This window comes from Pseudomonas sp. TH37, assembly GCF_016650735.1.
Classification (GTDB): Bacteria; Pseudomonadota; Gammaproteobacteria; order Pseudomonadales; family Pseudomonadaceae; genus Aquipseudomonas; species Aquipseudomonas farris.
In genome coordinates, this window is the sequence record NZ_JAEKFD010000001.1 from 107,861 (window position 1) to 133,603 (window position 25,743).

At 59.5% G+C, this 25,743-nt stretch carries 20 protein-coding genes; 10 read left to right on the forward strand and 10 right to left on the reverse strand.

Translation table 11 applies throughout. The features are described from left to right. Positions 1–38: 38 nt before the first annotated feature. Positions 39–2,309 (reverse strand): bifunctional 23S rRNA (guanine(2069)-N(7))-methyltransferase RlmK/23S rRNA (guanine(2445)-N(2))-methyltransferase RlmL, encoded by a 2,271-nt coding sequence (rlmKL, locus tag JFU11_RS00450; RefSeq protein ID WP_123720838.1) that lies wholly within the window; start codon positions 2,307–2,309, stop codon positions 39–41. A gap of 530 nt (positions 2,310–2,839) precedes the next feature. Between rlmKL and JFU11_RS00455 the strand changes: the two genes are divergently transcribed. After that, the gene (locus JFU11_RS00455; RefSeq protein ID WP_003223300.1) at positions 2,840–3,055 is read left to right on the forward strand and encodes a ribosome modulation factor; all 216 of its coding nucleotides are present in this window, start codon (positions 2,840–2,842) and stop codon (positions 3,053–3,055) included. 307 nt (positions 3,056–3,362) lie between these two features. Here the strand turns inward: JFU11_RS00455 and JFU11_RS00460 are convergent, their stop codons facing one another. After that, on the reverse strand, positions 3,363–4,382 hold the full coding sequence (locus JFU11_RS00460) for a quinone-dependent dihydroorotate dehydrogenase (protein ID WP_038980250.1): 1,020 nt from the start codon (positions 4,380–4,382) through the stop codon (positions 3,363–3,365). Between the two features lie 229 nt (positions 4,383–4,611). Here JFU11_RS00460 and JFU11_RS00465 point away from each other — a divergent pair, with 229 nt between their 5' ends. The 8 genes from JFU11_RS00465 (at position 4,612) to cobA (ending at position 16,346) form a co-directional block, all read left to right on the forward strand. Next, on the forward strand, positions 4,612–5,823 hold the full coding sequence (locus JFU11_RS00465; protein ID WP_201059292.1) for a CmpA/NrtA family ABC transporter substrate-binding protein: 1,212 nt from the start codon (positions 4,612–4,614) through the stop codon (positions 5,821–5,823). A gap of 15 nt (positions 5,824–5,838) precedes the next feature. Further along, positions 5,839–6,414, forward strand: a complete 576-nt coding sequence (locus tag JFU11_RS00470) for an ANTAR domain-containing protein (RefSeq protein ID WP_008006986.1) — start codon at positions 5,839–5,841, stop codon at positions 6,412–6,414. 377 nt (positions 6,415–6,791) lie between these two features. Further along, positions 6,792–8,003 carry a nitrate/nitrite transporter gene (locus JFU11_RS00475; RefSeq protein WP_201059294.1) on the forward strand — a complete coding sequence of 404 codons (1,212 nt, stop codon included), beginning with the start codon at positions 6,792–6,794 and terminating at the stop codon, positions 8,001–8,003. A 7-nt stretch (positions 8,004–8,010) separates the two neighbouring features. Then, complete coding sequence (locus JFU11_RS00480; RefSeq protein ID WP_123720835.1) at positions 8,011–9,681, forward strand: bifunctional protein-serine/threonine kinase/phosphatase; 1,671 nt, start codon at positions 8,011–8,013, stop codon at positions 9,679–9,681. Between the two features lie 402 nt (positions 9,682–10,083). Continuing rightward, positions 10,084–12,537, forward strand: coding sequence for a nitrite reductase large subunit NirB (gene nirB, locus JFU11_RS00485; RefSeq protein WP_052965412.1), 2,454 nt, complete (start codon positions 10,084–10,086; stop codon positions 12,535–12,537). Beyond that, entirely contained in the window at positions 12,534–12,851 is a 318-nt protein-coding gene (gene nirD, locus JFU11_RS00490) for a nitrite reductase small subunit NirD (RefSeq protein WP_007902067.1), read from the forward strand. The genes nirB and nirD overlap by 4 nt, the downstream gene beginning before the upstream one ends. Further along, positions 12,851–15,568 carry a nitrate reductase gene (locus tag JFU11_RS00495; RefSeq protein WP_201059296.1) on the forward strand — a complete coding sequence of 906 codons (2,718 nt, stop codon included), beginning with the start codon at positions 12,851–12,853 and terminating at the stop codon, positions 15,566–15,568. The genes nirD and JFU11_RS00495 overlap by 1 nt, the downstream gene beginning before the upstream one ends. A gap of 10 nt (positions 15,569–15,578) precedes the next feature. Beyond that, entirely contained in the window at positions 15,579–16,346 is a 768-nt protein-coding gene (cobA, locus tag JFU11_RS00500) for a uroporphyrinogen-III C-methyltransferase (protein ID WP_123720833.1), read from the forward strand. Between the two features lie 168 nt (positions 16,347–16,514). Here the strand turns inward: cobA and JFU11_RS00505 are convergent, their stop codons facing one another. The 8 genes from JFU11_RS00505 to ppsA form a co-directional block, all read right to left on the reverse strand. Continuing rightward, positions 16,515–17,549, reverse strand: a complete 1,035-nt coding sequence (locus JFU11_RS00505) for an OmpA family protein (protein ID WP_008074091.1) — start codon at positions 17,547–17,549, stop codon at positions 16,515–16,517. A gap of 107 nt (positions 17,550–17,656) precedes the next feature. Beyond that, positions 17,657–18,247, reverse strand: a complete 591-nt coding sequence (gene sigX, locus JFU11_RS00510) for an RNA polymerase sigma factor SigX (protein WP_123720832.1) — start codon at positions 18,245–18,247, stop codon at positions 17,657–17,659. Between the two features lie 87 nt (positions 18,248–18,334). Further along, positions 18,335–19,159 carry a mechanosensitive ion channel domain-containing protein gene (locus tag JFU11_RS00515; RefSeq protein ID WP_007902078.1) on the reverse strand — a complete coding sequence of 275 codons (825 nt, stop codon included), beginning with the start codon at positions 19,157–19,159 and terminating at the stop codon, positions 18,335–18,337. A gap of 2 nt (positions 19,160–19,161) precedes the next feature. Then, positions 19,162–19,410 carry a hypothetical protein gene (locus tag JFU11_RS00520; protein WP_007902080.1) on the reverse strand — a complete coding sequence of 83 codons (249 nt, stop codon included), beginning with the start codon at positions 19,408–19,410 and terminating at the stop codon, positions 19,162–19,164. Positions 19,411–19,473: 63 nt separating this feature from the next. Continuing rightward, entirely contained in the window at positions 19,474–20,469 is a 996-nt protein-coding gene (locus tag JFU11_RS00525) for a zinc transporter ZntB (protein WP_123720831.1), read from the reverse strand. A 25-nt stretch (positions 20,470–20,494) separates the two neighbouring features. Further along, positions 20,495–20,986, reverse strand: coding sequence for a ribonuclease E activity regulator RraA (gene rraA / locus JFU11_RS00530; RefSeq protein ID WP_201059298.1), 492 nt, complete (start codon positions 20,984–20,986; stop codon positions 20,495–20,497). 174 nt (positions 20,987–21,160) lie between these two features. Then, the gene (locus tag JFU11_RS00535) at positions 21,161–22,150 is read right to left on the reverse strand and encodes an alpha/beta fold hydrolase (RefSeq protein WP_123720830.1); all 990 of its coding nucleotides are present in this window, start codon (positions 22,148–22,150) and stop codon (positions 21,161–21,163) included. A 96-nt stretch (positions 22,151–22,246) separates the two neighbouring features. Continuing rightward, a complete protein-coding gene (ppsA, locus tag JFU11_RS00540) occupies positions 22,247–24,622 on the reverse strand; it encodes a phosphoenolpyruvate synthase (protein ID WP_050681879.1) in 2,376 nt (791 codons plus the stop codon). Positions 24,623–24,796: 174 nt separating this feature from the next. Here ppsA and JFU11_RS00545 point away from each other — a divergent pair, with 174 nt between their 5' ends. Then, positions 24,797–25,615: a pyruvate, water dikinase regulatory protein gene (locus JFU11_RS00545; protein ID WP_007902088.1), complete on the forward strand. Its 819-nt coding sequence runs from the start codon at positions 24,797–24,799 to the stop codon at positions 25,613–25,615. The last annotated feature ends 128 nt before the right edge of the window (positions 25,616–25,743 follow it).

A 25,743-nucleotide genomic window follows, 5' to 3' on the forward strand; every position in this document is an offset into this window, starting at 1 on the left:
AAAAATCAAGGCTCTGTGGATCCAATCAGGCTCAAGTGTCAGCGAGCAGTGATCTTCCAGGCACGGTGGATCTTGCCATTACGGGCAAAATCCGGATCGATGGTCTGTGCGGTGATTTCTTCAACGGCATAACGCTCGGTGAGGTTTTCCTCGAGCTGGAACTTGCGGAAGTTGTTGGAGAAGTACAACACCCCGCCCGGCGCCAGACGCGCCATCGCCAGGTCGATCAACTGCACCTGATCACGCTGCACGTCGAAGATCCCTTCCATGCGCTTGGAGTTGGAGAAGGTCGGCGGGTCGATGAAGATCAGGTCGTACTCGTCACGGCAAGCATCGAGCCAGGCCATCACATCGCCCTGCTCCAGACGGTTCTTGTCGGAGAAACCGTTCAGCGACAGGTTGCGACGCGCCCAATCCAGGTAGGTTTTCGACAGGTCGACGCTGGTGGTGCTGCGCGCGCCACCCTTGGCTGCATGAACGCTGGCCGTCGCGGTGTAGCAATACAGGTTGAGGAAGCGCTTGCCGGCCGCCTCTTTCTGGATTCGCATGCGCATCGGCCGGTGGTCGAGGAACAGCCCGGTGTCGAGGTAGTCGGTGAGGTTCACCAGCAGCTTCACGCCGCCTTCGTTGACCTCATTGAACTTGCCCTGTGCACTCTGGCGTTCGTACTGCTTGGTGCCACTCTGACGCTCGCGACGTTTGACCACCACGCGGTTCTTGTCGATGTTCAACGCTTGCGGGATCGCCGCCAGGGCATCGAACATCCGCGCCGAGGCTTTTTCCGGATCGATGGATTTCGGTGCGGCGTATTCCTGAACGTGGACCCAGTCGTGATACAGGTCGATGGCCATGGAATATTCCGGCATGTCGGCATCGTAGACGCGGTAGCAGTCGATGCCTTCACGCTTGACCCACTTGCCCAGCGCCTTGAGGTTTTTTTGCAGGCGGTTGGCAAACATCTGCCCGCCTTCGCTCAAGCGCGGTTGCTCGATCACCACCGGGGCCGGTTTGATCGGGTTGCCGTTCTTGTTGTACTTCTCATACTTGCCCGGCGCTTCGATGTTCGACGGCGCATCGGACTCGGCCTGTTCGCGCTCGATCTGGCGCTGTTCCGGAGTACGACGCTCGCCGGTTACGAACTGGTCCGGCGTGACCTTGATCAGCAGCAATTTGCACGGCAAGGCACCGTTCCAGAACGAATACTGCTTGTGGCTGCGGATACCCATGCGCTTGCCCAAGTCCGGGGCGCCGGTGAACACCGCCGCTTCCCAGTTCAGGCACGCCTGACGCAGACGTTCGCCGAGGTTCTGGTAGAGATAAAGCAGACTCGCCTCATCGCCCAGACGCTCGCCGTACGGAGGGTTGCAGATCACCAGACCTTTCTGGTTCTGGTCCGGGCGCGGCTCGAATGTCGCAACTTCGCCCTGATAGATCTTGATCCACTCGCTCAGGCCGGCACGTTCGACGTTATTGCGGCCCGGTTGAATCAGGCGTGGGTCAGCTTCATAACCGCGAATCCACAGCGGTGGCTTGGCCAGGCCGGCTGCGGCGCGTTCGGTGGCTTCTTCGTGGAGCTTTTTCCACAACGCAGGCACGTGACCGAGCCAGGCGGTGAAGCCCCATTGCTCGCGACGCAGGTTCGGCGCCATGTCGGCGGCGATCATCGCCGCTTCGACCAGGAACGTACCGACACCGCACATCGGGTCAGCCAGCGCGCCGCCATCGGCGGCAATTCGTGGCCAGCCGGAACGGATCAGAATCGCCGCCGCGAGGTTTTCCTTCAGCGGCGCCGCGCCCTGCTGCAAGCGGTAACCGCGCTGGTGCAGGCTGTGGCCGGAAAGGTCGAGGGACAAAATCGCTTCACCACGGTCCAGGCGCAGGTGAATGCGCAGGTCGGGGTTGAGCTTGTCGATGGACGGACGATCGCCTTGCGGGGTGCGCAGTTTATCGACGATCGCATCCTTGACCTTCAAAGCGCCGAAGTGCGTGTTGTCGATACCCGAACCGTGACCGCTGAATTCGACGGCCAGGGTGCCATCGTTGAGCATGTGGTCTTGCCACTCGATATCCAGCACGCCGTGGTAGAGGTCTTCGGCGTCCTTCATCGGGAAACGCTTGAGCACCAGCAGCACGCGGTTCGCCAGACGCGACCACAGACACAGGCGATAGGCGGTTTCCATGGTGGCCATGCCGCGCACAGCCGAGGTGTGCTCACGTGCTTCCTCAAGGCCAAGCCCGACGGCTTCCTCGATGAGCAGGCCTTCAAGGCCTTTGGGGCAAGTGAGGAAGAGTTCGAAACGATCGGACATGGTAATTCCAGAGCCTTTAGCTAAGTGAACCGGCAACGCATTGCCGATCCGGTTTTCAATCAGGCGTTTTTCTAACAGAACGCCCGCGTGGCACGAAGGTGTGCCGTCCCACCCTGGCTGCTCGGGTTAAAAGAGCTTAGATGCCAGGACAGATATAAAAGTTGATGCAACAAAATGTCATAAGTCGACCCTTCGTCGAATAGTCCCCAAGTGAACGGGTGTCATTCTCGTTAAAGGCCTCACCCCTCTCATCCAGTGCAGGGCCGATCATACCGGGGTTTGGCCAATAAACACGGGACAAATATCGTGTTACTTATGGCCATAGCATCTTTATGGTTACGTTCTTATGACAAAACGATCATTCCCTCGATGTGACGCATTGGTTAGAACTCAACACAGGTTGACGTCGCAACGGCGTCAACACCTTGGCTCGCGACGCCGGCAGCGAGCCGCCAACGGCAGGATTTTTCTGCCTGACCTCGATTGAGGTCGACGCGATAAATACAGTCAACAAGTGAGGGCAACACCCTATGAGAAGACTTAAGCGTGATCCGTTGGAAAGAGCATTTTTGCGCGGATATCAATATGGCGTTGGTGGTAAATCCCGTGAGCTTTGCCCTTTTACTCTACCGTCGGTACGCCAAGCCTGGATCAATGGCTGGCGAGAAGGACGCGGCGACAACTGGGACGGTATGACCGGCACTGCGGGAATCCACAGACTCAACGAACTTCACGCCGTCGGCTAATACAGGGCACACACTCCGACACGACAATCTGATTACGCAACGACTTAACCACGCACGTCCCATCCGGACGGCGGGCTTCGGCCCAAGGGCTCCTTCGAGGAGCCCTTTTTTATGTCTGATCCAAATTCAGCGAAGAAACAAATTGTGGCGAGGGGGCTTGCCCCCGTTGGGCTGCGAAGCGGCCCCAAAATCAGACAACGCGGTGAATCAGAGAGAACACGGACACAGGGTTTACGACTGCTTCGCAGCCGAACGGGGGCAAGCCCCTCGCCACACAAGCCCTCGCCACAAGTCTCCTACCCTGGGATTAGCGCAGCGCGGCGATGGCATCCACCGATTCACGAATCAACGCCGGGCCTTTATAGATGAAGCCGGAGTAGAGCTGCACCAAACTCGCACCCGCGGCGATTTTCTCAGCCGCGTGCTTGCCTTCAGTGATGCCGCCCACGGCGATGATCGGCAAACGACCGGCCAGTTCCGCCGCCAGCACCTTCACAGTGTGAGTGCTCTTGTCGCGAACCGGTGCACCGGACAAACCGCCCGCCTCGTCACCATGCTCCATACCTTCGACACCAACGCGGCTCAGGGTGGTGTTGGTGGCGATCACCGCGTCCATCCCGGTTTCGATCAACGCTTGGGCGACTTGAGCGGTTTCTTCATCGGTCATGTCCGGTGCGATCTTGATCGCCAGCGGAACATGCTTGCCGTGACGCAGGGCCAGTTCCGCCCGGCGGGTGGCCAGGTCGGCGAGCAATTGCTTGAGCGAATCGCCGAATTGCAGGCTGCGCAGGCCCGGGGTGTTCGGCGAGCTGACGTTGACCGTCACGTAGCTGGCGTGGGCATAGACCTTATCCAGGCAGATCAGGTAGTCGTCGACCGCACGCTCAACCGGCGTATCGAAATTCTTGCCGATGTTGATGCCCAGCACGCCCTTGTACTTGGCCGCTGCCACGCGAGCGAGCAAGTGATCGACACCGAGGTTGTTGAAGCCCATGCGATTGATGATCGCCTCGGCGTCCGGCAAGCGGAAAATCCGTGGTTTCGGGTTGCCCGGTTGCGGACGCGGCGTAATGGTGCCGATTTCGACGAACCCGAAACCCAATTGGGCAAATCCATCGATCGCTGCGCCGTTTTTGTCCAGACCGGCCGCCAAACCCACCGGGTTCGGGAACTCCAGGCCCATGACCGTTACCGGCAGTTTCGCTGGCGCCTTGCACAGCAAGCCGTTAAGGCCCAAACGCCCGCCCGCGCCGATCAGGTCCAGGGACAGATCGTGGGAGGTTTCCGGGGAAAGTTTGAACAACAGCTGACGGGCCAGGGTGTACATGGGCAGGCTTGACTCGGTTGGCGATGAGAGGCGGCGATTATAGCCGCGCATCAGGGCTTCACGCGAGGCGCGCAACAAAATCAGCCAGCGATGGCATATGCCTTGCACCGTCAGAGGCATCAGCACTCATGCCAACGGCGGGATGAGTGGAAGGACAATGGCGTCGTCACCCGGCTTTGCCCACGCAAGGGCCTTGGGACGACGCTTTTTTTTGGAAGGTGCGAAATCGATGAACGAACCATCAGCCGGCCCACTGGCCTGGGTCAATGGCAGCGATGCCCCGGAAAAAACCGCAATCAACCTCGGCTTCATGGCCCTGAGCGACTGCGCCTCAGTGGTGGTCGCGGCCACTCAGGGCTTCGCCCAACCGTACGGCCTGACCCTGAACCTCAAGCGCCAATCGTCCTGGGCCAACCTGCGAGACAAACTGGTCAGCGGCGAACTCGACGCCGCCCACAGCCTGTACGGCCTGATTTACGCCGTGCATCTGGGGATCGGCGGCGTAGCCTCCACCGACATGGCCGTGCTCATGGGCCTGAACCAGAACGGCCAGAGCATCAACCTCTCCCACGGTTTGCAGGCCCTGGACGTGACCAGTCCTGAAGCACTGGACCGGCACGTGCACCAAAGTCGCCCAAAATTGACCTTCGCCCAGACATTTCCTACGGGCACCCACGCCATGTGGCTGTATTACTGGCTCGCGAGCCAGGGTATTCATCCATTGCAGGATGTCGACAGCGTAGTGGTGCCGCCGCCGCAAATGGTCGCGCACCTGCAAGCCGGGCGCATCGACGGTTTCTGCGTCGGCGAACCATGGGCAGCCAGTGCGGTGCAACAGAATCTCGGGTTTACGATGGCCACCAGCCAGACCCTCTGGCCCGATCACCCGGAAAAAGTCCTCGGCTGCACCCGCGCGTTCGTCGAGCAATACCCCAACACCGCCCGGGCGTTGGTGATGGCGATCCTCGAAGCCAGCCGATTCATCGAAGCCAGCCGCGAAAATCGCCGCAGCACCGCGCAACTGTTGAGTGCGCCTGAGTATCTGGATGCACCGCTCGATTGCATCGAACCGCGCTTGCTCGGTGACTACGCCGATGGTTTGGGCAATCGCTGGCAAGACCCGCACGCCATGCGTTTCCACGGTGGTGGCGAGGTCAATTTTCCGTATCTGTCCGACGGTATGTGGTTCATGACCCAGTTCCGCCGCTGGGGTTTGTTGCGTGACGACCCGGATTACCTCGGCGTGGCCCGTCAGGTCCAGCAACTAGACTTATACCGTGAGGCCGCCACCGCTGTCGGTGTGCCCGCCCGGTGCCAGGAAATGCGCAGCAGTCAACTGATCGACGGCAAAGTCTGGGACGGCTCGGACCCGGCCGGCTATGCCCGCAGCTTCACGCTGCACGCCATGAGCGACAGCGCTCCCCTTCTCGCCAGCCGCTGACAGGAGCCTACGAATATGTTGCGTATCCTGCTGATCAATGACACTGCGAAAAAAGTAGGGCGTCTGAAGGCGGCCCTGACCGAAGCCGGGTTCGAGGTCATCGACGAGTCCGGCCTGACCATTGACCTGCCCGCGCGCGTCGAAACGGTGCGCCCGGACGTGATCCTGATCGATACCGAATCACCGAGCCGCGATGTGATGGAGCAAGTGGTGCTGGTGACCCGTGACCAACCACGGCCGATTGTGATGTTCACCGACGAGCACGATCCCGACGTGATGCGCCGCGCGATCAAGTCCGGCGTCAGTGCCTACATCGTCGAAGGCATTCACGCACAACGCTTGCAGCCGATTCTCGACGTGGCCATGGCGCGCTTTGAAAGCGACCAGGCCCTGCGCGCGCAACTGCACGCCCGCGACCAGCAACTGGCCGAGCGCAAGCGCATCGAGCTGGCCAAGGGGCTGCTGATGAAGATGAAGGACTGCAACGAAGAAGAGGCCTACACCCTGATGCGCCGCCAGGCCATGAGCCGCCAGCAGAAGCTGATACAGGTGGCGGAGCAGATCATTGCCATGAGTGAGTTGTTGGGCTGATCCGATCATTGTGGCGAGGGGGCTTGCCCCCGTTGGGCAGCGAAGCGGCCCCTTAAATTCCGTCATATAGACCTCGCACAAAGGTCTTGCGACGGCTTCGCCGCCGAACGGGGCGATGCGGCGTTCCGACAAGCCCCCTCGCCACAAAAGCAGATTGTTGGCACAAATCTCGCTAAGTAAATCACTGCAAGGTAACCAACGGCGGTTGCCCCACCTACGACAAAGACGTCGCTCACCTCATTCGCCCCCTTGGCGGATCGGGTAGCGGCGTTTTTCCGTTTTGGCCCCAGAGACCGGGGCTGGTGGTGCGGCCTTTGTGGCGCCCCACCTGCAAGCTCATGACTCCTTCTTGATACGCCTGACAGCTGAGGTGCGCGATGAATTCAAGCTTCTGGAAATCCGGCCATACCCCGACCCTGTTCGCAGCCTTCCTCTATTTCGACCTGAGCTTCATGGTCTGGTACCTGCTCGGCCCAATGGCGGTGCAGATCGCCGCCGATTTGCACCTGACCACCCAACAGCGCGGGCTGATGGTGGCCACGCCGATTCTGGCCGGGGCCGTGTTGCGCTTTGCGATGGGCCTGCTGGCTGATCGCCTGTCGCCAAAAACCGCCGGACTGATCGGCCAGGTGATCGTCATCTGCGCCCTGTTCGTCGCCTGGAAAGTCGGCATCCACAGTTACGAGCAGGCGCTGTTGCTGGGCCTGTTCCTCGGCATGGCCGGTGCATCCTTCGCCGTCGCCCTGCCGTTGGCCTCGCAATGGTATCCGCCCCAGCACCAAGGCAAAGCCATGGGCATCGCCGGTGCCGGTAACTCGGGCACCGTCCTCGCAGCCTTGATCGCCCCGGTACTGGCCGCTGCATTTGGCTGGAGCAACGTGTTCGGCTTCGCCCTGATCCCGCTGATCCTGACCCTGATCATCTTCTACTGGCTGGCAAAGAATGCGCCTGAGCGCCCGAAACCCAAGTCCGTGTCTGACTATTTCAAGGCCCTGGGTGATCGCGACAGCTGGTGGTTCATGTTTTTCTACAGCGTGACCTTCGGTGGCTTCATCGGTCTGGCCAGTGCCCTGCCCGGCTACTTCAACGACCAATACGGCCTGAGCCCGGTGACCGCCGGCTACTACACTGCTGCGTGTGTGTTCGGTGGCAGCCTGATGCGTCCTTTGGGCGGCGCGCTGGCGGATCGCTTCGGCGGGATTCGCACCCTGCTGGCGATGTACACCGTGGCGGCGATCTGCATTGCGACAGTGGGTTTCAATCTGCCAAGTTCCTACGCTGCATTGGCGCTTTTCGTCTGCACCATGCTCGGTTTGGGTGCAGGCAACGGTGCGGTATTCCAGTTGGTCCCGCAGCGTTTCCGTCGGGAGATCGGTGTGATGACCGGGCTGATCGGTATGGCCGGCGGCATCGGTGGCTTCGCATTGGCAGCCGGCATGGGCGCAATCAAACAAAGCACTGGCAGCTATCAACTGGCATTGTGGTTGTTCGCCAGCCTTGGCGTACTTGCCTGGTTCGGTCTGCACGGTGTGAAACGTCGCTGGAGGACCACTTGGGGTTCGGCAGCCGTCACCGCTGCACGGGTGTGAGGACTGAATGAGCCTGCAACTGAGCTTCGCCGAACACAGCGCCATCGGCCCCCGCGAGGAGAACCAGGACGCCCTGCGCCTGGTCACTCCGGCCCCGGCGCTGGCGGCGAGCAAGGGTTACCTGTTCGCCATCGCCGACGGCGTCAGCCAATGTGCCGATGGCGGGCTCGCAGCCCGTTCAACCTTGCAGGCCTTGGCGCTGGACTACTACGCCACCCCGGAAACCTGGGGCGTCGCCCAGGCATTGGACCGTCTGCTACTGGCGCAAAATCGCTGGTTGCAGGCTAACGGCGGCGGGCAACCGCTGCTGACCACGGTCAGTGCTTTGGTGATGCGCGGCCGGCGTTTCACCCTGGCGCATGTCGGCGATTGCCGGGTTTATCGCTGGCACGCCGACACGCTGCAACGGGTGAGTGAGGATCACGTCTGGGACCAACCGGGCATGCAACATGTGCTCAAACGGGCCTTGGGGCTGGATCAACACCTGGTGCTGGACTTTCTCGATGGCGAACTGCGCCTGAACGAGAGTTTCGTGCTGCTCAGCGACGGCATCTGGGCCGTGCTGGGCGACACCGCCATTGCAGGCATTTTGCGGGATCAGCCTGACCTGAACAGTGCCGCGCAGACCCTGGTCAGCGCTGCGCACCTGGCCGGCAGTCAGGACAATGCCAGCGCCCTGCTGGTGCGGGTCGATGCCCTCGGTGAAACCAGCATTGGCGATGCACTGATTCATCTGCAGCAATGGCCACTCCCGCCGGCGCTGAAGCAGGGCCAGACCTTCGAAGGCTGGCAGGTCGAAGGGATCCTCGGCCAGAGCCAGCAATCGCTGCTCTACCGGGTGCGCGACGCACAACAACAGCCCTGGCTGCTGAAAACCTTGCCCAGTGCGCTCCGCGACGATCACCAGGCCGGGCAGGCGTTGTTGTCGGAGGAATGGTTTCTCAAGCGTGTGGCCGGGCGGCATTTTCCTGAAGTCCATGCCGCCAGTCAGCGTCAGCATTTGTACTACGTGATGCGGGAATATTCCGGATCTACCTTGGCTGAGCTGCATGAGCGTGTCGCAACGCTGCCACTGGCTCAATGGCTGGACCTGGCCGAACGCCTGCTGCGGGCCATCGGCATCTTGCATCGGCGGCAGATTCTGCATCGCGATATCAAACCGGAGAACCTGCTGCTGGGGGACGACGGCGAGTTGCGCCTGCTGGATTTCGGCCTCGCCTACTGCCCCGGGCTGTCTGAAGATCAAGCCTGCGCCCTGCCCGGAACGCCCAGCTATATCGCACCGGAAGCCTTTCGAGGTGACGCTCCTACACCGCAACAGGATTTGTATGCGGTCGGCGTAACCTTGTATTACCTGCTGACCGGGCATTATCCCTACGGCGAAATCGAAGCGTTCCAGCGCCCTCGGTTTGGTGTGCCTGTCAGCGCCAGTCGCTACCGGCCCGACCTGCCGGAATGGATTGCGCAAAGTCTGGAGCGCGCGGTGGCGGCGGCTCCAGATCAGCGTTTTGAAACGGCGGAAGAATGGTTGCTACTGCTGGAACAGGGAGAACGACGCAGCTTGAGCGTGCGCCCCAGACCGTTGCTGGAGCGAGAACCGCTGAAGGTCTGGCGGACGTTGGCGCTGGTGTCGTTGCTGGTAAATCTGGTGCTGCTGTTTTTGCTGTTTCACGGTTGAGTTTTGCACTGAACCCAAAAGATCAAAAGATCGCAGCCTGCGGCAACCCTACGGGTGCCCACGATCTCCTGCAGGAATGACCGCAGGCTGCGATCTTTTGACTTTTCTGCTTCAAAAACGGGCATAGCGCATTGAACCGGTGCACGCAAACACCCTCCTCCCACGCTGAAAGCCCATAAATTCGGCATTTGTGCGACTTGGCACAACCGCTGCATTACCTTTCCCAACATACATAAAGCCCAACCTTCAACGTGGAAGGCTGCGCTGCCCGAGAGAACGGGACAAGGACAAAGGCGTCCTCGCTAGTTAACTAGCGGGACGCCTTTTTTTGTTTGCGCAAAATTTTGTCGAGCAAGGCCTGAATGCCCTGATGAGGCAGGCCCGAGCTCCCCGGAGAACCTGATGAAAAAACTAAAACTAGTGATGATCGGCAACGGCATGGCCGGGGTTCGTACCCTGGAAGAACTGCTCAAGCTGAGTAATGAGCTGTACGACATCACGGTCTTCGGCGCCGAACCCCATACCAACTACAACCGCATCCTGCTGTCGCCTGTACTGGCTGGCGAACAGACGTTCGAAGAGATCGTGCTCAACGATCTGGACTGGTACCTGGAAAACAACATCAAGCTGCTGCTCAACCGCAAAGTGGTGGAGATCGACCGGGTCAAACGCCGGGTCATCGCCGAGGACGGCACCGAGGCCGAATACGACCGCCTGCTGATTGCCACCGGTTCGACCCCGTTCATCCTGCCGATCCCCGGCAATACCTTGCAGGGCGTGATCGGCTACCGCGACATTGCCGACACCCAAGCGATGATCGACACCGCCAAGACCCACAAGCACGCCGTGGTCATCGGCGGCGGCCTGCTGGGTCTTGAAGCCGCCAACGGCCTGATGCTGCGCGGCATGCACGTCACCGTGGTGCACATCGGCGAATGGCTGCTGGAACGGCAACTGGACAAAACCAGTGGCCAACTCCTGCAAACCGCCCTGGAAGCCCGAGGCCTGCATTTCCGCCTGTGCGAACAGACCCAGGCCCTGCACGATGCCGGCAATGGTCGGGTAGGCTCGGTGCAGTTCAAGAACGGCGACATCATCCCCGCCGATCTGGTGGTGATGGCCGCCGGTATTCGCCCCAATACAGAACTCGCGGAAAAATCCGGCATCCCGTGCAACCGCGGGATTCTGGTCAACGACACGATGCAAACCTACGACCCTCGGGTCTATGCCATCGGCGAATGCGCCAGCCACCGTGGCATCGCCTACGGCCTGGTCGCGCCGCTCTTCGAACAGGCCAAGGTATGCGCCAACCACCTCGCCCAACTGGGTTTCGCCACCTACAAGGGTTCGGTGACTTCGACCAAATTGAAAGTCACCGGCATCGACCTGTTTTCTGCCGGCGACTTCATGGGCGGCGAAGGCACCGAGACCATCACCCTCTCCGACCCGATCGGCGGGGTCTACAAAAAACTGGTGATCAAGGATGACGTGCTGGTCGGGGCCTGTCTGTACGGCGATACAGCCGATGGCGGTTGGTATTTCCGGCAGATCCGTGAGAACCATGGCATCGGCGAGATCCGCGATCACCTGATGTTCGGCGAAAACGCCTTGGGCGACGTAGGACACCAAGGCCAGGACAAAGCCATGAGCATGGCCGACACCGCCGAAGTCTGCGGCTGCAATGGCGTGTGCAAGGGCACCATCGTCAAGGCCATCCAGGAGCACGGTCTGTTCAGCGTCGATGACGTGAAAAAACACACCAAAGCCGCCAGTTCCTGCGGTTCCTGCGCCGGTCTTGTCGAACAGATCCTGATCAACACCGTGGGCGGTGCGGCGGACGTCAAACCGAAAAGCGAAAAAGCCATCTGCGGTTGCAGCGACCTCAATCACGGGCAAATCCGCCAAGCCATCCGCGACCAGCACCTGCTGACCATCGCCGGCACCATGAGCTACCTGAACTGGCGCACCCCGAACGGTTGCGCCACGTGTCGTCCGGCCCTCAACTACTACCTGATTTCCACCTGGCCGGGCGAAGCCAAGGACGATCCACAATCGCGCCTGATCAACGAACGCGCCCACGCCAACATTCAGAAAGACGGCACTTACTCTGTAGTCCCGCGGATGTGGGGCGGTGTGACCAATCCTTCAGAGCTGCGGCGCATTGCCGACGTGGCCGATAAGTACAACGTGCCAATGGTCAAGGTCACCGGCGGCCAGCGCATCGACTTGCTGGGGATCAAAAAGCAGGACCTGCCAGGCGTCTGGAAAGACCTGGACATGCCCTCCGGCCACGCCTACGGCAAATCCATCCGCACCGTAAAAACCTGCGTCGGCAGCGAGTTCTGCCGCTTCGGCACCCAGAACTCCACGCAACTGGGCATCGAGCTTGAGCACGACCTGTTCAACATGTGGTCGCCGCACAAAGTGAAACTGGCCGTCTCCGGTTGCCCACGCAACTGCTCGGAAGCGGGAATCAAGGACGTCGGAATTATCGGCGTGGACTCCGGCTGGGAGATGTACATCGGTGGCAATGGCGGGATCAAAACCGAAGTCGCGGAGTTCTTCGTCAAACTGAAAACCGCCGAAGAAGTGCGCGAATACAACGGCGCGTTCCTGCAGCTGTATCGCGAAGAAGCCTTCTACCTCGAGCGCACCGTGCATTACCTGCAACGGGTCGGCATGGAACACATCAAGAAAGCCGTGCTGGAAGACCCGGAGCGGCGCAAGGCATTGAACGATCGCCTGCAATTTTCCCTGTCGTTCGAACAGGACCCCTGGAAGGAACGCCTCGAACAGCCGCTGCTGAAAAAAGAATTCGAGGTCATTCCCGTGAAGAACCTGGAGGTGTCGGTATGAACTGGCTGGATATCTGCGCACTGGAAGAGATCAACACCCTTGGCTCGCGGATCATCGCGGGCCCGAAAGGCGACATCGCGATTTTTCGTACGAGCGACGATGAGGTTTTCGCCCTCGACGACCGCTGCCCGCACAAGGGCGGGCCGCTCTCCCAGGGTTTGATCTACGGCAAACGAGTGGCCTGCCCGCTGCACAACTGGCAGATCGACCTGGAAACCGGCGAGGCCCAGGCCCCGGATATCGGCTGTGCCCACCATCATTCGGCACGGGTCGAGAACGGCCGCGTGCTGCTGGCCCTACGGGAAGCAAGCTGATGGACCGTCAAATCACCGCCTCGACCTGCTGCTACTGCGGGGTCGGCTGCGGCGTGCTGATCGAACACGACGGCGAGCGCATCCTCGGCGTCAGCGGCGATCCTGCGCACCCGGCCAACTTCGGCAAATTGTGCAGTAAAGGTTCGACCCTGCACCTGACCGGCGACTTGGCAGCACGGGCGTTGTACCCGGAATTGCGCCTGGGCAAAGGCCTGGCCCGCAGCCGCACCGACTGGGACACGGCTCTCGATCACGCCGCCAGCGTCTTCGCCGAGACCATCGCCGAGCACGGCCCGGACAGTGTCGCGTTCTACATCTCCGGGCAGTTGCTGACCGAGGATTACTACACTTTCAACAAACTGGCGCGAGCGCTGGTGGGCACCAACAACATCGACAGCAATTCGCGGCTGTGCATGTCTTCTGCGGTGGTTGGCTACAAACGCAGCCTCGGCGCCGATGCTCCGCCTTGCAACTACGAAGACCTGGAATTGAGCGACTGCGTGATGATCGTCGGCAGCAACATGGCCTACGCCCATCCGATCCTCTTTCGTCGCCTGGAAGAAGCCAAATCCCGCCGCCCACAGATGAAAGTCATCGTCATCGACCCACGGCGCACCGACACCTGCGATTTGGCCGACATGCATTTGGCGATTCTGCCCGGCACCGATGTCGCCTTGTTCCATGGGATTTTGCACCTGTTGCTGTGGGAAGACTGGGTCGACCGCGATTTCATCAAGGCCCACACCGAAGGCCTCGCCGAGTTGAAAAACCTGGTGCGTGATTACACCCCGACAATGGTTTCGCAACTCTGTGGCATCAGCGTCGAGCAACTGCATCAATGCGCGGAATGGGTCGGCACTTCACCGAGCTTTCTGTCGCTGTGGTGCATGGGGCTGAATCAGTCCACCGCCGGCAGCGCAAAAAACAGCGCGCTGATCAATCTGCACTTGGCCACCGGGCAAATCGGCCGGCCCGGTGCAGGACCTTTCTCGCTGACTGGTCAGCCGAATGCCATGGGCGGCCGGGAAACCGGCAGTTTGTCGAACCTGCTGCCAGGCCATCGCGAAGCGGCCAATGCCGAACACCGCGCACAAGTGGCCGACTACTGGGGCGTTGATCAACTGCCCGCGAACACCGGGCTGACGGCCATCGAACTGTTCGAACAGATGCGCAGCGGCAAGATCAAAGCCCTGTGGATCGCCTGCACCAACCCTGCACAATCGCTGCCGGATCAGACCGCTGTGCGCGCGGCACTGCAAGCCTGCCCGTTCGTGGTGTTGCAGGAAGCCTTTCGCACCACCGAAACCGCCGCGTTCGCCGACCTGCTGTTGCCCGCCGCCAGTTGGGGCGAAAAGGACGGCACGGTCACCAACTCCGAACGGCGCATTTCCCACGTCCGTCAGGCCATTGGCGCACCCGGTGAAGCACGGCCCGACTGGGCGATCACCGTGGATTTCGCACAGCGCCTGGAAAAACATCTGCGCCCTGAAGCAACCAGCCTGTTTGCCTTTGAAACCCCGGCGCAGGTCTTCGACGAATACAAACACCTGACGCGCGGCCGCGACCTCGACCTGTCCGGAATCAGCCATGAATTGATCGACCAGCTCGGTCCGCAGCAATGGCCCTTCCCCGCCGGTGCCCGCGAAGGCACGGCGCGACTGTATCTCGACGGAGTTTTCCCTACTGCCAGCGGGCGTGCACAGTTCGTGACCGACCCGTATCGCGCCGCCAAGGAGCAACGCGATGCACGCTTCCCGCTGACCCTGATCACCGGCCGCCTGCGCGATCAATGGCACGGCATGAGCCGCACCGGTACCGCCGCGCAGTTGTTCGGCCATGTCAGCGAAGCCGTGTTGAGCCTGCACCCGGATGAACTGCGTCGGCATCGCCTGCAACCGGGCGATCTGATCAATCTGAAAAGTCGCCGGGGCTCGGTGATCGTGCCCGTCAGCAGCGATGACAGCGTACGTCCGGGCCAGGCGTTTCTGCCGATGCACTGGGGCGACCGCTTTCTCAAGGGCGGTGTGAATACCCTCACCCTTCCCGCCTTCGACCCATTGTCGAAACAACCGGAACTCAAACACAGCGGCGTACGACTCGAGCCTGTGCAATTGCCTTGGCAGCTTTTCGCCCTGATAGAGGGCGATGTTCAACAGCACTTGGAGACGCTACGACCGCTCTGCGAGACGTTTTCCTACGCAAGCCTCAGCCTAACCGGCCGTGAACGCCCTGCACTGCTGATACGCGCCGCCAGCGCCACCGCGCCGGAGCCGCAGCTGTTGCGTGATATCGATCAATGCCTGGGCCTCAACGACGGCCCGGTATTGGCCTACGACGATCCTCGGCGCTCGATCGGCAAGCGGGTACGGATCGAGAACGGTCGGATCACCGCGATTCGCCTGGCCGGTGAAACCCTCGCTCAGCACTGGTTGCAAAGCCTGTGGCTCGAAGGTCGCGCCGACGAACAGCTACGCCGTTGGCTGCTGGCGCCTTTGAGTGCGCCACCGGGCAGCGCTGGCGGTCCGGCATCGGGTACCAAAACCCTGTGCAACTGCATGAACGTCAGCCAGAACGCGGTCTGTGCCGGCATCAGCCGTGGTCTGGATTTGCAGGGTTTGAAACAAGAATTGGGTTGTGGCACGCAATGCGGCTCCTGCGTCCCGGAAATCAAGCGTTTGCTGGCCGCCAATGCGCAGCCAGTCGCCGTCATCTCGTGAGGAAAACACTATGAGCGCAAAAGTCTGGCTGGTGGGTGCGGGTCCTGGCGACCCTGAATTGCTGACCCTCAAGGCGGTTCGAGCGTTGCGCGAAGCGGACGTGGTGTTGATCGACGATCTGGTCAATGACGCGGTGCTGGAGCATTGCCCGAATGCGCGAATTATTCCTGTGGGTAAGCGCGGCGGCTGTCGCTCCACGCCTCAGGCCTTCATTCATCGCCTGATGTTGCGTTATACCCGTCACGGCAAATGCGTGGTGCGGCTCAAGGGCGGTGATCCGTGCATCTTCGGGCGCGGCGGTGAAGAAGCGCAGTGGTTGCGTGAGCGTGGCGTCGAGGTTGAGCTGGTCAATGGCATCACGGCGGGCCTTGCCGGCGCGACCCAATGCGATATTCCGCTGACGCTGAGAGGTGTCGCGCGTGGTGTGACACTGGTCACGGCGCACACTCAGGATGACAGCAGCCTGAACTGGCAGGCCCTGGCTCAAGGAGGCACCACACTGGTGATCTACATGGGCGTGGCGAAGCTCAGTGAAATCCGCGAGCAACTGCTGGCCGGCGGAATGGCTGCCGATACGCCTGTGGCGATGATCGAAAATGCTTCCCTGCCGCACCAACGGGAATGTCGGAGCGACTTGGCAGCCATGGAAGACGATGCCTGCGACTTCCAGCTCAAAAGCCCGGCGATACTGGTGATCGGTGCGGTGGCGGCCTGTGATGAGATCAAAAGATCGCAGCCTGCGGCAACCCCTGCATTGGCTCGGTGTTCATCCTTATAGGGATTAAAAGATCGCAGCCTGCGGCAATTCCTACAGGGATAAATGCCAAATCCATGGAGCTGCCGCAAGCTGCGATCTTTTAGAAACAAGAAAAACCGGCGCTGAAACCCAAATCGCAGACAAAGAAAAGCCCGGCCTAAGCCGGGCTTTTCCAGAGCTACGAGCTAATTACTTAGCGCTAGCTTCAACCTGCGCTTCTACGCGACGGTTTACAGCGCGACCAGCGTCAGTTTTGTTGTCAGCAACTGGGCGGGATTCGCCGTAGCCAACAGACTGAACGCGGGAAGATTCAACACCGTACTGGTTGGTCAGAACTTGCTTAACGGCGTTTGCACGACGCTCGGACAGTTTCTGGTTGTAAGCGTCAGGACCGACGGAGTCAGTGTGACCTTCAACAGTAGTAGTGGTGGATGGGTACTGCTTCATGAAGTCAGCCAGGTTCTTGATGTCGCCGTAGCTGTTAGGCTTGACTACCGACTTGTCGAAGTCGAACTTCACGTCCAGCTCAACACGAACAACTTCAGCAACTGCTGGGCAGCCATCAGCGTCAACAGTTACGTTGGCTGGGGTGTCCGGGCACTTGTCAACGTTGTCGCAAACGCCATCGTTGTCGCTGTCGGCGCAGACTTCAGCTGGTGCTGGAACTGGAGCAGCAGCAGGCTTGGAGCCGCCACCGAAGTTCACACCGATACCGACGCTAGGAGCCCACTCGGTGTCGCCCTGGTCGATGTTGTACTGAGCTTCAACGCCGGCACGGGCGTAGAAGTTGTCGGTGAAGTACAGCTTGGCACCGCCGCCAACGTTGGCGAAGGTGGAACCGTTACGACCACCGGAACCGTTCTGACCGATGCTCTGGTCGGAGAAGCCAGCCGATACGTACGGACGCAGCATGTCGCCCGGGTTGTTGAAGTGGTACAGAGCATCCAGAGCGGTGTTGGAGCCCTTGATGTTACGGCCATCTTCAGCACGTGCGTTGTGCACTTCGTCGTAGGCCAGACGCAGTTCAACGTCGTCGGTCAGGAAGTAACCGATCGAACCGCCGAACAGGTTGCCGTTGTTCTTGAAGTCACGAGCGCTATCGAACATTTCTTTCTTAGCGAAGCCTTCGATTTCAACTGCGCCTTGGCCTTGTGCCAGAGCGCCGAACGAAGTGGCAGCAATAAGAGAACCAATGGCCAAGCCCAAGGTGTTTTTCAGTTTCATCCGTTAAATCCCCATCTGGTGATTGTGAAGCAGTCCCGCAAACCGGGGGACAACTCGGCGGCAAGTCTATCAGAACTTGCCTACACGTAAGAGATATTTGCGCCGAACTAAGTTTCAGCAATGCCTGCAAATTTCTCACGCAATTTGTCTAGAGCGCGTTTGTAACGCATTTTTGTCGCACTCAAACCCATGTGCATTATGTCTGCGATCTCCTGAAATTCCAGTTCTGCGACAAATCGTAGCACCAGAATTTCACGGTCGATCGGATTCACATACACCAGCCAGCGATCAAGTCCGCCCTTCTCCTCGGGTTTCGGCGTCTTTTCTTCAGACGCTTCCTCGAGGGGGTCCAGACTCAAAGCGTCCATCAAGCGACGCTTTCGCCGTTCCTTCCGATACTGCGTGATGCACTCGTTGTACGTGATGCTATATAGCCATGTCTTGAACTTCGATTTCCCCTCGAAGTTCTTCAGGCCGTACAGCACCTTCAACATCACTTCCTGACAGACATCGTCTGCATCACGATCGTTCCCAAGATACCGTGCACAAACGTTAAATAATGTTCGCTGGTAACGCCGCATCAGTTCTTCATAAGCGCGCGTTACGTGAAACAGCTCGTTATGCGAGCGCGCGACCAACTCCTCATCAGAGAGCTCGCGGGGGTCGTAGCGCGTGGAGAGCGATTGAGCTTTATTCAAAACAAGTCTGGCCGACAGTCAGGTCAATGTCCGCCGCAGCCCCTCAGGGCATTTTTGCGGCGGCATACATTAGCAGGATTTGCCGGGTTAGCGGCTACTCACATGCTGCTCCAAGAGAATCCGATTCGAGAGAGAGACTAGCTCACCCTCGTCGGTGAGCACGGTGGTTTTAACCGTGCCGATCTCTTCGATCTGACCTTCGACCTCGCCAACTCGCACTTGTTGCCCAACCTGATACAACTCACGCACATAGATTCCCGCAAGAATCTGCCCGGCAATTTCCCGGCTTCCCAACCCCATGGCCAGCGCAACCGCCAGACCAACGGTAATCAGGACGATCACGATCACATGGTTTAGCAGGTCAGTCTTGACCTCCAACTGGCTGATCGCAACCGAAATACTGATGATGATCACCAGGCCTTGGGCAATTCGCCCCAGGCCCGCCGCGTAATCAAGCCCTACACCTTCTGCCGCGCCACGCACCAGCCCATTGGCCAGTTGCGCCAGCAAGACACCCACCAGCAGCACCAGCGCAGCGCCAAATACTTTCGGCAAATACAGCGCCAACATGTCCAGCGTAGCCGAAACTCGCTCAAGTCCAAGTGATTCTGCGGCAGAAACCAGAAAAATCAGCAGAACGAACCAATAAACGATCTTGCCGATCAATGTTGAGATAGGCACCTGAAGGCCGGCGCGGGACAGCAACTTGGTCAGTCCGGTGCCGCCCATCAAGCGATCGAGGCCCAGTTTGGCAAGCAATTTGGAGAGCAGCGTGTCCAGCAGTTTGGCCACGACAAAACCCAGCAGCAGCACAACCAGTGCGCCAAACAGGTTCGGAATGAAGTTTGCAACCTTGGTCCATAACGCAGTCATTGCAGTGACGAGGCTCTGAGTCCAGAGATCAAGTTCCATATTCAATCAGCCTTATCAGCAGTGCGAGCGGTAGGTTTACGAAGACGGGAAACCGGCGAGATATGGGCCGATCCGTTATTCAGGGCGATCATCAGCGCGGGCAACCAGCGGCCCAGCAGGCTGAACAGATCGCCGGCGCCGACCTGGCGGTTGGCGGTTTTCAGCACGCGACCCAGGCAAGCATCGTCGTCACGACTGGACGGCGAAGCTTTGAGCATGTCACGCAAAGACTGTTCAAACGGATCGTGCATATGCACCTCTCGTGATATCTGTGAAAGACGCGGTCAAATTTGGTCGGGTCACATGACTCATCATCAGAACCAGCGCAAACGTCGGAATAGCCACCACTGCCCCAGCGCTACCGAGCCTGCCAGCAAGCAGGCGATCAGGAAGCCATAAGGGCTGGTGGAGAACGGAATACCGCCGACATTGATACCCAAAAGTCCGGTCAGAAAACTCATCGGCAAAAAGATTCCGGTGATGATCCCGAAGCGGTACATCGTGCGATTCATGCGCACGCTCAGACGCCGGTCTTCGGCCTCCAGGACCAGCCCCACGCGCTCCCGGGTCAATTCCAGTTCCTCGAGATAACGGGTCAGGCTGTTGTTCAGTTCGTTCCAGTAATCGCCATCGTCTTCGACGAACCATGGCAGTTTTATCCGCGTCAGCTGACCGAAAATATCCCGCTGCGGTGCCAGAAAACGTTTCAGTGCGGCCGCCCTGCGACGGATCTGCAAAACAGCCCCATGCTCCGGTGTATACCGTTCGTCGGTATCCAGCTTTTCTTCTTCCTCATCGACGATTTCCGAGAGGCAGCTGATCAGATCCTGCACTTTGTTAGTGAGGTATTGCGCCATATAAAGGATCAGTTCGGAGGCGGTTCTCGGCCCTTTTCCTTCGGCCAGTTGCACCAGCAACTCATCGGTGGCGCGCAACGGCCGCAGACGCAGGGAGATCACCCGCTGGGCCGAACCGAAGATCCGCACCGAGACCATGTCTTCCGGCTCGGCACCTGGATTGAGGTTGATCCCGCGCAGAAACAGCAACAGCTCAGAGTCCGGCAGCGGCAAAAGGCGCGGCCGGGTGTTCTCTTCCAGCAACAAGTCGCAACTAAATTCACTCAGACCGCTGTATTTACGCAGCCAGGTCTGGGTTTGCGGGTGACTACGATCCCAGTGCAACCACAGGCTTTCATGGGCCTGCAACTGCAAGTCATCGAGTTCAGTCCGGGCTATCGAACGCGCACCGCCTTTACCGTCCAGCACGAGGGCATGCACCAGCCCCCACTGCGCGTTTTCTTCCTCGAACATCCTCACCCCTTTATTGAAACGCGCTTTATTCAGGCATCTTCAGCGGGCTTGGCGAAATGATCACGCCGTTGTTGTCCGCATAAACATAGTGACCCGGGTGGAAGGTCACACCCGCGAAGGTCACGGCAATATTGAGTTCACCAACACCGCGCCGGTCGGTTTTCATCGGGTGACTGGCCAGGGCCTGAACCCCCAGATCGGTTTGCGCGATGACGTCGACGTCGCGGATGCAACCGTAGATCACCAGCCCTTCCCACCCGTTATTGGCGGCTTTCTCGGCCAGCAGGTCACCCAACAGCGCGCGTCGCAGGGAACCGCCACCGTCGACCACCAGCACTTTACCGCTCCCCTTGAGCGCGACTTGCTCCTTGACCAGCGAATTATCTTCGAAACATTTGATGGTCACGATTTCGCCACCGAAAGAATCACGGCCACCGAAATTGCTGAACATCGGTTCCAGCACCTGCACCAGCTCCGGGTAGGCGTCGCACAGATCAGGTGTGATGTAATGGTTCATCGAGAAACTCCTGTAAGAAGGAAGACAATCGAATAGGCAGCATACGCGGGCCAAGGCTGAACGGCTGCAAACGCGCCGATCGAGTCGACCACCAAAAGTGACCAGAACCGCTTAATGCGTCATATCTTAGCCGCAAGCCGTTCCGAGCGAAATGCCCTTGTTAGAGCATCAGGCTCAAACTGCCGCAGCCAAATCCGGCTTTCCACCCAGCAACGGCGTCTGTTGATCCGCCAGCCAACGCGCCACCAACGGCCAGACTTCAGTCTGCGCAGCCTTGCTGACAAGCATTTCCACATGACCGAAATTATCGCCAAAGCCTTGCTCGCGGCCAAGGGTGATGAACTGCTTGTGCTCGGAGCCAACCTGATCGAACAGCTTGTGGCAGGCCCAGGTCGGGTCTTGATGATCGCCCGCGGCGCTCACGGCCAGCACTGGCAACTGGACCTCGGCCAAACCCGCCCACCAGTCCTTGTCGGCATCACCAAAACGGCCGAACAGCCCGTACCAGCGCATGCTTTCCAGGGCCAGGCCAATCGGCTCGTCCTCCGGGCCGCGCTTGAGCCGTGAACCTGACAGTTGGGCAAATCGCTTGAGAATGAAGCGCCCGCTCCACTCCACCGGCGGAAACTTCAACGGCCAGTAGGTGCGGCTGACCTGAGTGCCAAAAAACGCCGCAGACGCGACGACAGGCTCGCCGATGTATTCCCCACCCAGCGCCGCCGCCAGCGTAATGCCACCCAGCGAATGACCGATCCAGTGTGGGACCTGGCCGCTTTGTTCGCGCACGAACGCGCCAATGGCCGGCAAATCGTAACGCGCGTAGTCGGCGACGCGGTTTTTACGATAATCCTGATTGCGCTGAGACAGCCCATGACCGCGCATTTCCGGAATCCACACATCGAACCCCAGACGCGTCAGATAAGCCCCCAACCCCAGACCTTTGGGAGAGAACCAGAACCGTCGATTGGAAAAGCTGCCGTGCAACAGAATCACCGGCACGCCACGCACCGCCGGCTCATCGGCCAGGCCCAGGCGCGTCACAGCCAGTTCGACGGTGCCGTCGGGGCTGTTGCCGGGTTTCAAACGATAGACGTCTTCGCTCAAATCACCGCGCCGCTCGGCGCTGATCAGGGCGACAGGAAATAGGTTGCTGCTGCTTTGCATAATGCTCTTGCACAAAAAAGGGCGGCATCCAGAGGAGCCCGCCCTACTTGAATCTCTAAAAGGGCCGATCACAGATCGGCCCTTTCACTCACACCATCAGGCCGGAGCCTGACCTTCAGCCAGGAAGAACCAGGTTTCCAGCACGGAATCGGGGTTCAGCGAAACGCTTTCGATGCCCTGCTCCATCAGCCACTTGGCCAGATCCGGGTGGTCCGAAGGGCCCTGACCGCAGATGCCGATGTACTTGCCGGCCTTGTTGCATGCCTGAATAGCATTGGCCAGCAGCTTCTTGACCGCAGGATTACGCTCGTCGAACAGATGCGCGATGATCCCGGAGTCACGGTCCAGGCCCAGTGTCAGCTGAGTCAGGTCGTTGGAGCCGATGGAGAAACCATCGAAGAACTCGAGGAACTCTTCAGCCAGGATCGCGTTGGAAGGCAGTTCGCACATCATGATTACGCGCAGACCGTTTTCGCCACGGGCCAGACCGTTTTCGGCCAGCAGATCGACCACCTGGCTCGCTTCGCCCAGGGTGCGAACGAACGGCACCATGATTTCGACGTTGGTCAGGCCCATCTCGTTGCGCACGCGTTTGAGGGCGCGGCACTCGAGCTCGAAGCAGTCGCGGAACGATTCGCTGATGTAACGCGAAGCGCCACGGAAGCCCAGCATCGGGTTTTCTTCTTCCGGCTCGTAGAGTTTGCCGCCGATCAGGTTCGCGTATTCGTTGGACTTGAAGTCCGACAGACGCACGATGACCTTTTTCGGCCAGAACGCTGCCGCCAGGGTACTGATGCCCTCGACCAGTTTTTCGACATAGAAGCCGACCGGGTCGTTGTAACCGGCGATGCGCTTGTCGACGCTGTCCTTGATCTCTTGCGGCAGGCCGTCGTAGTTCAACAGCGCTTTCGGGTGTACGCCGATCATGCGGTTGATGATGAATTCCAGACGGGCCAGGCCCACACCGGCGTTCGGCAGTTGCGCGAAGTCGAAGGCGCGGTCCGGGTTGCCGACGTTCATCATGATCTTGAACGGCAGATCCGGCATGGCATCCACGGAGTTTTTCTTGATGTCGAAGCCCAGTTCGCCTTCGAAGATGTAGCCGGTGTCGCCTTCAGCGCAAGAAACAGTCACACCCTGGCCGTCTTTCAACAGCTGAGTCGCGTTGCCGCAACCGACCACGGCCGGGATCCCCAGCTCGCGAGCGATGATCGCCGCGTGGCAGGTACGGCCGCCACGGTTGGTGACGATAGCGCTGGCGCGCTTCATGACCGGTTCCCAGTCCGGGTCGGTCATGTCGGAAACCAGAACGTCGCCCGGCTGGACTTTGTCCATCTCGGACACGTCCTTGATGATCCGCACCTTGCCGGCGCCGATGCGCTGGCCGATGGCGCGACCTTCCACCAGCACGGTGCCGGTTTCTTTCAACAGGTAACGTTCCATGACATTGGCCGAAGTGCGGCTCTTCACGGTTTCAGGACGGGCCTGAACGATGTAGAGCTTGCCGTCGTCACCGTCTTTGGCCCATTCGATGTCCATCGGGCACTTGTAGTGCTTTTCGATGATCATCGCTTGCTTGGCCAGCTCGCTGACTTCGGCGTCGCTCAGGCAGAAACGTGCACGATCAGCCTTGTCCACGTCGATGGTCTTGACCGACTTACCGGCCGTGGCCACTTCGCCGTAGATCATCTTGATGGCTTTGCTGCCCAGGTTGCGACGCAGGATGGCCGGACGACCGGCTTCCAGCGTGCCTTTGTGGACATAGAATTCATCCGGGTTCACCGCGCCTTGTACGACGGTTTCACCCAGGCCGTAAGCGCCGGTGATGAACACCACGTCACGGAAGCCCGATTCGGTATCGAGGGTGAACATCACGCCGGCGGTGCCGGTTTCGGAGCGGACCATGCGCTGCACGCCAGCCGACAGGGCAACCAGCTTGTGGTCGAAGCCCTGGTGGACGCGATAGGAAATCGCACGGTCGTTGAACAGGGAAGCGAACACCTCTTTGGCGGCGCGAATAACGTTTTCGACACCACGGATGTTCAGGAAGGTTTCCTGCTGGCCAGCGAAGGAAGCGTCCGGCAAGTCTTCGGCGGTAGCGGAAGAGCGCACGGCAACGGCCATGTCAGGGTTGCCGGCCGACAGCGTGGCGAACGCGGTGCGGATCTCGGCGTTGAGCTTCTCGGGGAATTCGGCTTCCATGATCCATTGACGGATCTGGGCACCGGTTTTGGCCAGGGCGTTGACATCGTCGACATCCAGCGCGTCGAGGGCGGCATGGATCTGATCGTTCAGACCGCTCAGTTCCAGGAAATCACGATATGCCTGAGCTGTCGTGGCGAAGCCACCGGGCACCGATACACCGGCACCTGCAAGGTTACTGATCATCTCGCCCAGGGATGCGTTCTTGCCCCCCACATGCTCTACATCATGGACGCCGAGCTTATCGAGGGAAACTACGTACTCTACCAAGGTGATCTCTCCACTAACTGTGTTGGAAAAGCTCAGAAGCCGGCGACTCGGGGGAGCATTTGCCGGCTGTATGGCCTGGACCTGGAAAATAAGTGAGAATGCTGGCCACTGGCGGCCGACAAATCGCGCCTACTATATCCAAGAATCGTCACTAGCTTAAGGCCCAAGGTGCAAATGAAACGATCTGCTTTCTTTATCTCCGATGGCACGGGCATTACGGCCGAAACCCTGGGTCAAAGCCTGTTGGCGCAGTTCGAAAACATTACCTTCAGCAAAATCACGCGGCCCTACATCGACAACGCGGATAAAGCGCGGGCCATGGTACAACAAATCAACAAAGCCGCCGAAAACGATGGTTTTCGTCCGATTATTTTCGACACCATCGTCAATCAGGACATTCGTGAGATTCTCGCAACGTCGAATGGTTTCATGATCGACATTTTTTCGACCTTCCTGGCCCCGCTGGAACAGGAACTGACCGAGCATTCTTCCTACACCGTCGGCAAATCCCATTCCATTGGTGGCAACTCCAATTACATGGAGCGCATCGAGGCGGTGAACTTCGCCCTCGACAACGACGATGGCGCCCGCACGCACTATTACGACAAGGCCGACTTGATACTAGTGGGCGTGTCGCGATGTGGTAAGACGCCGACGTGTCTGTACATGGCCATGCAATTCGGCATCCGTGCGGCCAATTACCCGCTGACCGAAGACGACATGGAGCGCCTGCAACTGCCAACCGCCCTGCGCGCCCATCATCACAAGCTGTTCGGCCTGACCATCGACCCGGACCGGCTCACCGCGATCCGCAACGAACGCAAGCCCAACAGCCGCTATTCGAGCTACGCACAGTGCGAATTCGAAGTGCGCGAGGTGGAGAATCTGTTTCGACGCGAGAACATTGCCCACATCAATTCCACGCATTTCTCCGTGGAAGAAATCTCTGCGAAGATTTTAGTAGAGAAAGGTGTGGAGCGACGGTTCAAGTAATTTCCGGGGTCTGCTCCACCGCCATCGCGGGCAAGCCCGCTCCCACAGGGATCTGTGTTGAATGCAAAATCCAAACAATGGAGAACCTGTGGGAGCGGGCTTGCCCGCGATTGAACGATGACGCGGTG